General features: G+C 35.7%; 12 protein-coding genes. 8 read left to right on the forward strand and 4 right to left on the reverse strand.

The window, feature by feature from the left end:
• Positions 1–2: 2 nt before the first annotated feature.
• On the reverse strand, positions 3–707 hold the full coding sequence (locus J0N78_RS16945) for an Ig-like domain-containing domain (RefSeq protein ID WP_209124256.1): 705 nt from the start codon (positions 705–707) through the stop codon (positions 3–5).
• A gap of 406 nt (positions 708–1,113) precedes the next feature.
• Between J0N78_RS16945 and yhbH the strand changes: the two genes are divergently transcribed.
• Complete coding sequence (yhbH, locus tag J0N78_RS16950) at positions 1,114–2,283, forward strand: sporulation protein YhbH (RefSeq protein ID WP_209124257.1); 1,170 nt, start codon at positions 1,114–1,116, stop codon at positions 2,281–2,283.
• Positions 2,284–2,417: 134 nt separating this feature from the next.
• Here the strand turns inward: yhbH and J0N78_RS16955 are convergent, their stop codons facing one another.
• The 3 genes from J0N78_RS16955 to J0N78_RS26375 are packed head-to-tail and all read right to left on the reverse strand — an operon-like array spanning position 2,418 to position 4,947.
• The gene (locus J0N78_RS16955) at positions 2,418–2,915 is read right to left on the reverse strand and encodes a 3-isopropylmalate dehydratase small subunit (RefSeq protein ID WP_209124258.1); all 498 of its coding nucleotides are present in this window, start codon (positions 2,913–2,915) and stop codon (positions 2,418–2,420) included.
• Positions 2,905–4,155 carry a 3-isopropylmalate dehydratase large subunit gene (locus J0N78_RS16960; protein WP_209124259.1) on the reverse strand — a complete coding sequence of 417 codons (1,251 nt, stop codon included), beginning with the start codon at positions 4,153–4,155 and terminating at the stop codon, positions 2,905–2,907. Before J0N78_RS16960 ends, J0N78_RS16955 begins: the two co-directional genes overlap by 11 nt.
• Before the next feature lie 24 nt (positions 4,156–4,179).
• Complete coding sequence (locus tag J0N78_RS26375; protein ID WP_209124260.1) at positions 4,180–4,947, reverse strand: IclR family transcriptional regulator; 768 nt, start codon at positions 4,945–4,947, stop codon at positions 4,180–4,182.
• Positions 4,948–5,247: 300 nt separating this feature from the next.
• On the opposite strand from J0N78_RS26375, the gene J0N78_RS16970 reads away from it, so the two are divergent.
• From J0N78_RS16970 to J0N78_RS17000, 7 genes are all read left to right on the forward strand, one after another.
• Entirely contained in the window at positions 5,248–6,594 is a 1,347-nt protein-coding gene (locus J0N78_RS16970) for an MmgE/PrpD family protein (RefSeq protein ID WP_209124261.1), read from the forward strand.
• A 10-nt stretch (positions 6,595–6,604) separates the two neighbouring features.
• Positions 6,605–7,981 (forward strand): FAD-dependent oxidoreductase, encoded by a 1,377-nt coding sequence (locus tag J0N78_RS16975; protein WP_209124262.1) that lies wholly within the window; start codon positions 6,605–6,607, stop codon positions 7,979–7,981.
• Positions 7,978–8,685, forward strand: coding sequence for an isochorismatase family protein (locus J0N78_RS16980; protein ID WP_209124263.1), 708 nt, complete (start codon positions 7,978–7,980; stop codon positions 8,683–8,685). Before J0N78_RS16975 ends, J0N78_RS16980 begins: the two co-directional genes overlap by 4 nt.
• A gap of 3 nt (positions 8,686–8,688) precedes the next feature.
• Positions 8,689–10,065 (forward strand): dihydroorotase, encoded by a 1,377-nt coding sequence (locus J0N78_RS26380; RefSeq protein WP_209124264.1) that lies wholly within the window; start codon positions 8,689–8,691, stop codon positions 10,063–10,065.
• A gap of 37 nt (positions 10,066–10,102) precedes the next feature.
• On the forward strand, positions 10,103–11,341 hold the full coding sequence (locus J0N78_RS16990) for an ABC transporter substrate-binding protein (RefSeq protein ID WP_209124265.1): 1,239 nt from the start codon (positions 10,103–10,105) through the stop codon (positions 11,339–11,341).
• Between the two features lie 63 nt (positions 11,342–11,404).
• Positions 11,405–12,277 (forward strand): branched-chain amino acid ABC transporter permease, encoded by an 873-nt coding sequence (locus tag J0N78_RS16995; RefSeq protein WP_209124266.1) that lies wholly within the window; start codon positions 11,405–11,407, stop codon positions 12,275–12,277.
• Positions 12,274–13,290, forward strand: coding sequence for a branched-chain amino acid ABC transporter permease (locus tag J0N78_RS17000; protein ID WP_209124267.1), 1,017 nt, complete (start codon positions 12,274–12,276; stop codon positions 13,288–13,290). The genes J0N78_RS16995 and J0N78_RS17000 overlap by 4 nt, the downstream gene beginning before the upstream one ends.
• The last annotated feature ends 2 nt before the right edge of the window (positions 13,291–13,292 follow it).

Raw genomic sequence — 13,292 nt, forward strand, 5'->3', positions numbered from 1 at the left:
AGTCAATAATAGACTGGGGGTGTATATATTCTAATCATCAATTCTTTTATTCTTACGTAAAAAGAATTAGGAGTATAAAGAAATTGTTGTTCATCATAATGTAACCACATATGTAGGTTTCTCTGGTGATGCTTTTTGTTTATTTGAACGATATCAAAATCTTCTTCTAGTTTGTTCGATTCGTTTTTATATGCGTCTATGGTTGCAATTTCCATTGAGTTCACAGACATATTCTCATTTTCCTGATCCAATTTCGTGTTTTCTAAACTAGCTACCGAAAAGTTGAATTGATAGTTTGTTGATAAAGGGATACCGTTGCTGGATTCCAACATTGAAGTAAAATAGATACTATATGTTTCTCCCTCCAAATAACGGTTAGGTGGAGGTAAAACTGTGACAGTTTGTTGATTATCATTGATGATTAAGCTGTTAACATTATTTCCTTTAGAGTCGAGGACATAAAGACTATTTGGTGCAATTGATAAAGGATTAATATTGTTATTAAAAGTAAATGTCCAAGTTTTATTATTAGGTACATTGAGGTAATTATCCAGTTGTTTAAATTCAACATCTTCATCGACAATACTTAAAGAATCACCTTCTTCAAATTGAACTGGCGTTGTCGTTTGGTCTTGAGCTGAAGCTTCTGTCATAAAAAGTGAAGGGAATAAGGTGAGAATTAGAAGCATAAGTGTCCATTTTTTCATAAAAACCTCCAATTCTATATTTACTTCATACTATATATAGCATAAAAACTAATGTTTATGCAGAGCTTATATGCTTATCTTTCTACTATACTATAGACGATTTTTATCGTAAAAAGGTTTCAAAAAAAATGAAATTTCATACATTATGAATAAAACAAACTGTTGACCTACCTAAATTGCTTGTCCAATAAAAAAAGAGCTCAATTTGTCAGAATTTATTGTCAACTCTCTTGTCTAGCTGCATAGGATAGAGTAAGCATCTGTTTTAGTCATTGTTTTCTAAGAATGACTAAAAAGGGCAGTCTCAAAAGCATTATATGTGAAGAAGATGGAGTATGTGAATAAAAAATTGACATTTGAAAAAGTGGTGTAGAGAAACCTTAAAAAAATCAAGGAGGGGAATGAAATGAAAAGTAACAAAATCAATTATGCCGTTTCAAAGGAGAATTGGTCCCTCCACCGTAAAGGATACCAAGATCAGAGAAGGCATCAAGAAAAGGTCCAAGACGCAATTCGTAAAAACCTACCTGACTTAGTAAGTGAAGAAAATATAATCATGTCTAACGGTAGAGAGGTTATTAAAATTCCGATTCGGTCACTAGATGAATATAAAATTCGTTACAATTACGACAAAAACAAACATGTCGGTCAAGGTCAAGGAGATAGCAAAGTAGGAGATGTCGTAGCTAGGGATCCGAATGCTTCTGGTCAACAAGGTCCAGGAAAAGGGCAAGGTGCAGGAGATCAAGCTGGAGAAGATTATTACGAAGCTGAAGTATCGATTATGGAAGTTCAGGAAATGTTGTTTAATGAGCTGGAGCTACCGAATTTACAAAGAAAAGAACAAGATGAGATTATCGTAGAAGAAATTGAGTTTAATGACATTCGAAGAAAAGGCCTCATGGGCAATATTGACAAACGTAGAACGATCCTTTCAGCGATTAAAAGAAATGCATTAGAAGGAAGGCCAGGAATTGTTCCAATCTACAATGATGATTTGCGTTTTAAAACATGGAGTGAAAAAATTAAACCAGAATCAAAAGCAGTTGTGCTAGCGATGATGGATACGAGTGGAAGTATGGGGCGATGGGAAAAATATATGGCTCGCAGCTTTTTCTTCTGGATGACTCGTTTCCTAAGAACGAAGTACGAAACGGTAGACATTGAATTTATTGCTCACCATACCGAAGCGAAAGTCGTTTCTGAAGAAGACTTTTTCTCAAAAGGAGAAAGTGGTGGTACGATTTGTTCATCTGCCTACCGAAAAGCACTTGAACTCGTTGATGGCAAATATGACCCGAAACGCTATAACATTTATCCATTCCACTTTTCCGATGGTGACAATTTAACGTCCGATAACGCTCGATGCTTGAAGCTAGTAAATGAATTGATGGGTATATCGAGTATGTTTGGATACGGGGAAGTCAATCAGTATAGTCGTCACTCCACATTAATGTCAGCATATAAAAACATCAAAGATGAGCGCTTCCGTTACTACATTCTAAAGGAAAAAGCCGATGTATTTCATGCAATGAAGAGCTTCTTTAGGAAAGAGGAGACTGGCGTAATGGCCTAGGTAGAGCTATAGGAGGCTTGGTTTTAAGAAGTCAAACTTTCTTAATTTTTGGTGTAAAAAAGAACCTACTCAAATGTTTTAGTTTGAAGTAGGTTCTCTTTGTATTTTTCTGACAATATATGAAATGTGACTTATTAAACGAAATTATAGCTTTTGTATTTTTTTAAGTAATTTACTAATCCACCATTATTTAAGATATTCACCATAACGTCTGGCATTTGAGTCCCTTGATAGGTAACTTCACGTTTGAGGCATTTTATCTTTCCCAAGGTTAAATCAATCTCAATCTCGGTATTATTTTTAATATCATGATCTGTAACTTCAATGACTGGAAGACCAATATTAATTGCATTTCTAAAGAAAATCCTTGCAAATGATCGAGCGACTACAGCTGAAACCCCCGCAGCTTTTAGAGCAAGTGGAGCTTGTTCTCTTGATGAACCACATCCAAAGTTATGCCCACCAACTACGATATCACCTGATTGAACCCGCGTTCTAAATTCGGGATCTAAATCTTCTAATACATGGTTTGCTAAATCGCTTAAATCAAGAGTTTTAGTGTATTTACCTGGAATAATTCGGTCAGTATCAATATTATCTCCATATACATGTGTATGTCCTTTAAGCTTCATGATATACCTCCTCTACCATCTGTGGATCAGTAATTTTTCCATACAATGCTGAAGCGGCCACCGTAGCAGGTGATCCTAAGTAAACATTAGAGTTTCGATTACCCATTCTTCCTTGGAAATTTCGGTTAGTAGATGAAATAACGTTTTCTCCATTTCCAGGGACACCTTGATGTGTTCCTACACATGGACCACAGCCTGATGTGATAAATGAAGCTCCTGCAGAAGTAAGTGTTTCAAGAGTTCCGTCTTTTAAAGCATCAAGGAATACCTTTCTTGATGCCGGAGCTATAATTAATCTAACGTCTGGGTGAATTTTTTTACCTTTTAAAATGCTTGCAGCAGAATGGAGGTCTTCGAGTCTACCATTGGTGCAACTACCGATAAAAGCCATTTGAATGGGCTCCCCAAGAACATCCTTTAGTGGTTTGACATGGTCTGGTGAATGTGGGATTGAGACAACAGGCTCAATGTTAGATGCATCAATTTCGTGAATTTCACAATAAATCGCGTCGTCATCGGCTTCAATGTGTTCGAATTCGTAAGGGAGAGTTAATCCTTTGGTATTGACCAACCCAGCTTTTGCTCCCATTTCGATTGCCATATTTGATATTGTCATTCGACTATCAAGGCTTAATTCTTCAAGTGCCTCTCCAGTAAATTCAATCGCTTTGTAAGTTGCCCCTTCTATTCCTAGCTTTCCAACTAAGTATAAGATCAGGTCTTTGGCTGTTACCGAAGACTTTAATTTTCCTTTTAATTCTATTTTGATCGTTTCAGGAACTTTTACCCATGTTTTACCTGTCAGCATTACACCAGCTAAATCCGTAGAACCAACACCAGTAGAAAAAGCTCCAATTGCTCCATATGTACAAGTATGTGAATCAGCCCCTAAAAATAATTGGCCTGGTTTTACATGTTCATTTTCAATGATAAGTTGATGACAGATACCTTCACCAACATCATAAAGTTTAATATTTTGTTCTTTTGCAAACTTTCGCATTAAGTCATGTAAGTTAGAAATGCGTTCATTAGGTGCAGGTGAAGCGTGATCAATAATTAGTGTCATTTTTTTAGAATCCCAAACTTTTTTTCCGCCCATCTCCGCAAATGCTTTTATGGTCAGAGGAGCAGTTGTATCAGTTGCCATTACACCATCAACATCAATAATGGTAATTTCATTTTTATATACTAGTTTGTTAGAATGCGCAGATATAATTTTTTCAATTATCGTTTGTCCCATAGTCATCACCTTCGTAGCTAGTATTTATTTGATATAACCCATTTGCTTTGAAATTTCATAAGAAGCTTTTTTTAATTTTTGAATATAGATTTGTTTGTCTTCAGCTGTTAATCGAGTGGTCAGGCCCGAAACTGAAAGGCCAGCAATTAATTGATTATTAACATTAAAAATTGGGGCTGAAATTGAGTACGCCCCAACTGCTCGTTCATTTTTACTAAACGAGTAACCATCCAGACGTATTTTCTTTAGCTCTTCTTCTAACTGAACTTTCTTAATGGGAATTTCATTAAATTCATTCCAATCATTTATAAGTTCATCCAAAAGTACTTGATCAGAATATGCAATTAATATTTTTCCAGAGGCACCTCTTAAAATTGGATAGGGATAACCTAGTTTAATAAATTGACGTATATCTTCTTGTCCCTCTACTTTTTCGATGCATACCCGATGTTTGGCTTGAATGATATTTAAGCTAACGGTTTCTTTTATCTCAGTGGAGAGCATTTTCATAATTGGCAGTGCTTCTTGCCTAACATCTAGACCTTCACTAACGATTTGACTTAATCCTAGTAGAGGAATACCTAACTTATAAGTTCCAGTACTTTCATTTTTTATAATAAGTCCCTTTGTTTTTAAAGAGTTAAGGATTCTAAATACGGTAGTCTTCTTTAAGCCTGTTTTATCAATAAAGTCTTGAAGTGCAAGTTCAGGTTGTTGTAGGGAGAAACAATACAGGAGATCGATCGCCCTTTCTACAGATTGGACTTTATCATTTTGTTTAATAGTAAACACCTCACCTTCTTTACAGTAAGTATTCCGTAATCCGGATTTAAAATACTAATAATGGAATTGATGTAATCGTATTAAAATAAATTTAGTTTGTCAAGAAAACTTACTATTTTTTTTTAGAATGTTTTTCTTCGTAAAACATTGGTATATCAAATGATTGATAAGGATATTAGAGTTTTTAGGTTAAGAATTATTAGAAAATTAAATATTGACTATTTTTTTTACCTAGTGTTAAAATTTAAATAAATTCAGAACGCGTTCCACATTGTGGAATTTCATTAGAAATAATAGTTAGGAGGGGTAGTGCTGGAAAATCTGAAGAAACTAAGTACATTTGCTTATCAATTTAATTCAGAAGACGTAGAAAGTGACATTTTAAATAGAGCGAAATTAATTATATTAGATTCAATCACTGCCATCGTGCATGGGAACCAAACAAAAGAAGTACATAAATTTGCTCAAAGCTTATGTTCAGAAAAACAAAGTTCTAGATTAAATCTAGTTTCTATTTATGGAACATCCCATTATACAGAATCAAATATAGCTGCGATGATAAACGGGTTAGGTATGGTAAGTGAGGAAATGGATGAAGGGAACCCCATAGCGAAAGGACATCCTTCGTGTCACTTTCTTCCATCATTACTAGCAACAGCAGATTTAAAAAAAATGGATGGAAAGACATTCCTAGAGAGCTTTATCGTGGGCTATGAAACTGGAGCTAGAATGGGGTCAGCAGTTACTTTAAAGAAAAATATACACCCTCATGGGAACTGGGGGACTATCGGTTCTGCATTTGCGTTAGGAAAGGCAAATGATTTCAACAAAGAAGATTATATGAATGCTTTTTCTGTAATTGGATCATTAACTTATGTTTCTTTATGGCAACCTGTTTTAGAAGGCCATCGAATGCGGGATATATATATTGGGTTAAATAATCTAAATTCTCTTCTCGTACCTCATTTGATTACTGCTGGTTATTCTAGCGAATCGAATTCACTACGAGAGGTATTTACCAACATCCTGGGAGAAGGATTTAACGAGCAGAAGTTAACTGAGGATTTAGGGAAAGATTATTACTTAATGAAAACGTATTTTAAATTCTATCCATTTTGTAGGTTTTGTCACCCACCAATCGATGCAGTTAACAAGTTAATTGAGAAGGTAGATTTTACTTCTGAAGAAATTGAAAAATTAGATGTTTATACGTATTCCCTTGCATCAAAACTAAATAAGAAAAGTGTAAACAATAAATATGCAGGAATGTTCTCTATTCCTTTTTCTTTAGCTAAAACAGTTCTAAACATCAAATGCCCAGAAGAAAGTTCGTTTGAAGAGATCATCAATCTCGCTAAAAAAATTGAAGTAGTAGAGGATGAACAATTAACTAAATTACTTCCGTCAAGGCGTGCCGCAAGAATTGAGTTAACACTAGTAAATGGCCAAGTACATACAGAGACAACGATGGGGGCTAAAGGTGATTCATGGGAAGAAGATATAGAGACAAAAGTAATTAGGAAATGTGAACAAATGCTTGGAGAAGTAATTGGTAGCACAAAAACTCTTGAACTAATTCATAATGTGATGAATTTAGAGAATGTACAAAATATCCATAACATTACAAAACTAACGGAAGTTAAATTAAACGTTTAGAGGTGGTATGATGTGGGATGCTGAGTTAGATGTGGTTATAGCTGGTGCAGGTGGTTGTGGTTTAATCGCTGCTTTAGCCGCCGCTGAAAAAGGTTTAGAAGTAGCAGTCTTTGAGAAAACGGAGTTTATTTTAGGTAACACAGCAGCAAGTGCAGGTATGATTCCAGCTGCCGGTACCCGTTTTCAAAAGGAGAAGGGGATCTTCGAGACTGCTGAAGAAATGGCAGAAGATATTTTAAAGAAAAATCATTATGAAAGTGATTCGGAGTTAACATTAGCACTTTGCCAGGAATCAGCTAGGTTAATTGAATGGATGGTTGATTCATTGGGAATAGAACTTTCATTGGTCGAGGAATTTAGTTATCCAGGACAGAGAAATCGCCGGATGCACGCTCCGAAATCACGTTCAGGACTAGAATTAATTAAAAAGCTTCGTATGGAAGTTTCAAACCGAGATAACATTTACTTAACATTAAAATCTGAATTAACGGATGTCATCATTGAAAATGGAAAGGTTAGCGGTGTTGAAGTAGATACTTCACACGGTAAACAAAAAATTAAGGCAGAAAAAGTAATTTTGGCAACGAATGGATTTGGAGCAAATAAAGATCTTGTTAACAAATATATACCTGAAATTGCTGACGCCCTTTACTTTGGCTATGAAGCCAATACAGGTGAAGCGATCAAAATAGGAGAAAAAATCGGAGCCGCGCTTGACTGTCTAACTGCTTATCAAGGCCATTCAGCAGTTGATGAAGCACATGGAATATTAGTCACATGGGGAACAATTATGATGGGTGGATTTATGGTCAATAAGGAAGGTCAGAGATTTGGGGATGAAGCGCAAGGGTATTCTGAATTTGCGAAAGAAATATTACTTCAACCTGATAAACATGGGTATATCATTTTTGACGAGGACATTTATGACCAATTACTTTCCATTGAAGACTTCAAAAATATTGCAGAAATGAACGGGTTTAAATCGGCAGAAACCGTTGTAGAGCTTGCTGAAAAGTTGAAAATTGACGGCGAAGCTCTTATCAATACAATGGAAGAATTTGAGCTAGCAACAGAGCGTGGTAAGGATGCTTTTGGAAGAAAGCATTTCCCGAAAAAATTAACAGGCAAACTGTATGGAATTAGAGTTGTTCCTGCCCTCTTTCATACGCAAGGAGGTTTAAAGATAAATACTCATGCCCAAGTATTAAATAATAATAATGAAGTAATTGAAAACTTATACGCGGGTGGTGGTGCTGCTGTAGGGGTTTCTGGAAAAAATTCTTATGGTTATATGTCTGGAAATGGACTATTAGCTGCACTAGGATTCGGGAAAATTGCGGGAGATCATGCAGCAAAAACAATTCAAGAAAGGGTTGAAAATAAATGAGTAATCATACTTGGGAAGATGCACTAACAAGTGTAGATCGTCTCGTTATTGAAAAAGGAGGATACGGTAACAAGCGGGGACTAGGAAAAAAACCGGTACTAGTGATAATTGATATTCAACATAATTATGTTGGAGCCGATAAGCCTATCGACGAGCAGCTAGAGGAATGGCCAAGTGGTGGAGGAGAAAAAGCCTGGGCAGCCATTCGTAAGATCAAACAATTAAAAGAGACTGCAGATGAACTTGGAATACCAACGATTTATACGAGAAATGTACAAAAGAAAACAAGTGCATTTGACTCATTTGCAGTAAAGGCGAAACGAGACAATTCAAAATATATTGATGGAAGGCCTGAAACTCAAATTGTTGATGAACTAGCACCAACTGAAAAGGATATGGTTGTCGATAAAAGTTATGCTAGTGCATTTTTTGGAACTCCATTTATTAGTTATCTAGTAAAAATGGGTGTTGACTCTCTAATTATTGTTGGTGGTTCCACGAGTGGATGTGTAAGAGCAACAGCTGTTGATGCTGTTACTCATAACTTTAATGTAGCAGTTGTAGAAGATTGCGTATATGACCGAATTGAACTCTCTCATAAAGCTGGTTTATTAGATTTATGGATGAAATATTGTGATGTATTACCATCTGAAGAAATCCATGAGTATTTCAATACATTAAAGAAACAAAGTGAAAGGGTGTAAGTCGTGAAAGTAGAACTGCTCATAAAAAATGGATCTGTCGTATTTCCTAAGGAAGGTGTAAAGCAAGTTCACTTAGGAGTGAATGGAGGTAAAGTTACTGGTATTTTTGAAAATGTTGACCAAATTGAAGCGAAAAATGTTCTTGATGCAGAAGGTCTGCACATCTTTCCAGGCGTTATAGATGCTCACGAACATATTGGGATTTACAATTCAATTGAGGAGGACTTTTTAGATACAAAACAGCACGCAATTGGAGGAGTAACAACTGTAGTAAATATGGATCGCCAACCAATCAGCTATTTAGATTTTGTTCCTCAAGTACAGGAGATTGGTGAAAAAAATAGTTACATTGACTTCACATATACTTTAGGAATTTTAACTGAACAGCATATTGATGAATTAGAAGATACAATTACAAAATGTGGAATAACATCTTTTAAATTTTTTAGAAATTACGAGAGACAATTAAATGATAAATTCAATGTAGATAATGGGATAGACTTATCATCCTATGACTTAGTTCGGTTATTAGAAAAGTTTAAAGCCATTTCTCCTAAACTATTACTTGCTATACATTGTGAAAATATGGATATCAATAGAGCCTTAATAAGCAAGTATAAGTCTGAAGGAGCAAATAATGGCTTAAAAACGTGGTCTGCAACAAGCCCTGGTTATGCTGAAGCAGAATCATTACTAAGTACTCTTTATTTAAATCATGTTGTTGGAGGGAATGTATATATTGTCCATTTATCTTCGGCAGCTAGTGTTGATGTATTGGAGAAAATGCCATGGTTACAAGAGTCAGGTGTAAAAGTTGAAACATGTCCTCACTATCTTTGTCTAACGGAAGAAGATAGTTTAGATGCTAAAGTAGGTCCGCCAATTCATAGTCAATTAGATGCAGGTCGTCTATGGGAAGGAATCGCTAATGGAACGATTAATGCCATTGGAACGGATCATGTTCCAAACTCACTTGAAAAAAAATATAGCAAAGGTGAAGGAGTATTTGACGCACTTTATGGTTTCCCAAGTGTTGGATGCTTATTACCAATTATGATTACAGAAGGATATCAGAAGAGAGGACTTCCTCTTGAAAGAATCGCTGATATAACTTCATATCAATTAGCAGAATCTTTCAATCTAGAAAGTAAAGGAAGAATAGAAGTTGGTGCAGACGCAGATTTTGCAATCGTAGACCTTGACAAAAAGAAAACGGTTACACCTGAATTGATGCATTCAAACAGTGATTATTCTGTATTTGAAGGGCGTGAAACGTCTGGATGGCCTGTATATACGATTAGTAGAGGAGAAGTTATTGTAGAAAATGGAGCACCAACAAAAGAGTATGGAAGAGGAAAGTTTGTTAGAAGATTTATTTAAATCTTTTAATCTAATAAAAATTTAGGGGGTTTTACCATTGAAAAAATTTATTGGGATTTTGGCTGCTGCAATGATCGTCATCTCAGGCTGTGGTGGAAATGGGGCATCTGGAGAAGGTGAGAGTAACAACTCGAATGATACTGGTGAAACAGCTGAGGTAGTTAAAATTGGAACATTGCACCCTTTAAGTGGTGGACTAGCTACTGAAGGACAAGAAATGAGAGATGGAATTCGTTTAGCTATTGAGGAAGTAAATGAGGCTGGGGGTATTCAATCACTTAACGGGGCTCATGTAGAATTAGTCGAAGCTGACCATGAAGGTGTACCAGAAAAAGGAGTTTCTGAGGTTCAACGATTAGACCGAGATGGTGTAGTTGGTATCATTGGTACTTATGCAAGTGGTGTGGCATTACCTGCAACACAAGAAGCAGAACGTGCAGGTATTCCATTCGTAATCGATATTGCCTCTGCTAATGAAATAACAGAGCGTGGCTTCCAATATACGTATCGCTTACAGCCTCCTGCATCTTTGATGGCAGAAAACTTTTTACAATATTTCAATGCATTAAATGAAATGTCTGACACGAAACTGAAAACAGCCATTTTAGTTCATGAAGACTCTATTTTTGGGACTAGCATTGCCGGCTTAATTGAACAAAAAGCAGAAGCAAATGGTTTAGAAGTTTTAACAACTATTCCACACTCAGCTGCTACTGCTGACTTATCAACTACAATTAATCGTATCAAATCAGAACAACCAGACATTGTAGTCGCAACTACGTATTTACGTGACGGAACATTATTAATTAATGGTATTAACGAATCAGGTTATAAGCCAAAAGCAATTATCGGTGTTGCCAATGGTGCATTCAGTAATGCACAGTTTATTACTGAAGAAGCTGCAATAAACCAACATATTATGGATGTTAACTATACGATCAATCCACAAAGTGACTTGGCAAATGAAGTAAAAGAAAACTTTAAAGCACAATACAATAAAAATTTAAGTCCGAACTCTGCGTACTCTTACACAGCGGCAAAAGTATTAATCGATGCGATTGAAAGAGCTGGTTCTACAGATCGTGAAGCAATCAAGGATGCTTTAAAGGAAACAAACTATAGTGACCATATTCTTCCGCAAGATGAAATTGTCTTTGATGAGAATGGACAAAATGCGAACGCACAAGCTGTACTTAGTCAACTTTTCGATGGAGATACAAAAGTTGTTTACCCAGAACAGTTTAAAAATGAAGATCCAGTATATCCAGCAAATTAATTTTATGATGAAGGAAACGGGAAAGTGCTTTCCCGTTTCCAATAACAACAAGGAGGGGAACTGATGTCTGCTAATTTATTTATTCAATCCCTTGTCGATGGACTATTAATGGGCGGAATTTATGGGCTTGTTGCAATAGGTCTTACATTAATTTTTGGGGTTATGAAAGTTATAAATTTTGCTCAAGGTGCGCTAATGATGCTTGGTATGTATGTTACTTACTGGGCATTTACTTTAATGGGGATCAACCCTTATTTATCTTTACCTTTAAGTGCAATTGCCTTGTTTTTTATAGGTGCATTTATTCAAAGAAGTGTTTTATCCAAAATGATCAATGCTCCTGAACACAATCAATTATTAGTCACTTTGGGGATCATGTTAATTATTGAAAACCTTGCTCTTGTTTTATGGAGTCCAGACCTCAGAAGTATTAAAGTTGAGGAGTTAACTCAAACATTAAATATAGGATCTATTGGTATCAATATACCTAAGTTCATTGCCTTTGTTTTTGCGATAGTATTAGCAATTGGATTATTTTGGTTTTTGAAACATTCGATGATTGGAAAAGCCATCCGTGCCACGTCAGTCGATCGACAAGGCGCTTCACTTGTTGGGATTGCTACAGCTAAAATTAATTATATTACTTTTGGTCTTGGAGCAGCATTAGCAGCTGTCGCTGGTTCTTTAATCACTCCATTCTTTTATACATCACCAACAGTTGGTGCAACTTTTATTTTAAAAGCATTTGTAGTTGTTGTACTTGGTGGATTAGGTAATTTTATTGGAGCGATTGTTGGAGGTCTTATTATTGGTGTTGCTGAAGCACTAGGAGGGGCAGTACTACCAGGAACTTTAAAAGAATTGATGACTTATATCATCTTTATTGCAATTTTGTTAGTTAAACCAAATGGCTTATTTGGGGGGAAAGTCCGATGAAAAATTCTAAAATATCACTTGTTCTCTTTTTGGCCATTCTCATTGCGTTCCCACTTGTATCCACGGATCAGTATTATTTGCATATTGGCATTTTAATTTTGTATTCTGCTTTAGTTAGTCAAGCGTGGAATATTCTAAGTGGTTATTCGGGTCAGTTTTCTTTTGGACATGCAGCTTTCTTTGGAGTAGGAGCTTATACTTCAACCATTTTATTAGTTAATTATAATATTTCACCATGGATTGGTATGCTAATTGGTGCAATGGTTGCAGCGGTAATTGGTTTATTCATTGGATTTTTATCTTTTAGATATAAACTTAGAGGCGCTTACTTTGCCTTAGGAACACTTGCCTTTGCTGAAATTTTAAGAATTATCGTTCAAAATTCACCTTTTTTCAAAAAAACATTAGGAATTTTAATTCCATTAAACCCTAATCCGTTTTTGCTCCAATTTAGTTCAAGATTAGGTTATTATTATACGATTTTAGCTTTAGTAGCTGTTGTAACACTAGTGGTTTATTTTATTAGCCGATCAAGATTAGGATATAACCTCATAGCCATACGAGAAAATGAGGATGCAGCTCAATCTTTAGGAGTAAACACATTTAAAAATAAAATGATTGCTATTGCCCTAAGTGGTGGGTTAACTGCTATTGGCGGAACATTCTATGCCCAATATATATTATTTATTGAACCACCTACAACATTTGGTAATGCTGTCTCAATTGCTATTTTGCTGCCAGCCATTATAGGTGGTATGGGAACAGTCTTTGGCCCAATCGTAGGAGCATTTATTATTATCCCTTTAGGTGAATTTACAAGTGCTCTCTTTGGAGATTTTGTTGGGGTACATTTAATGGCATATGGTTTAATTCTTGTCCTAGTTATCCTCTATCTGCCAGAAGGTATTGTCGGATGGTTCCAAAATAAGTTCGATAGTCGGGAAAAGGACAATGAAAAAAAGGTATCTAAAGTTCATAATGATATATCCAATGTTGAAACGAAAAAGGGGTGATG

Origin of the sequence: Alkalihalobacillus sp. BA299 (genome assembly GCF_017745675.1) — a bacterium.
In the GTDB taxonomy this organism is placed as follows: Bacteria; Bacillota; Bacilli; order Bacillales; family Bacillaceae_F; genus Alkalihalobacterium.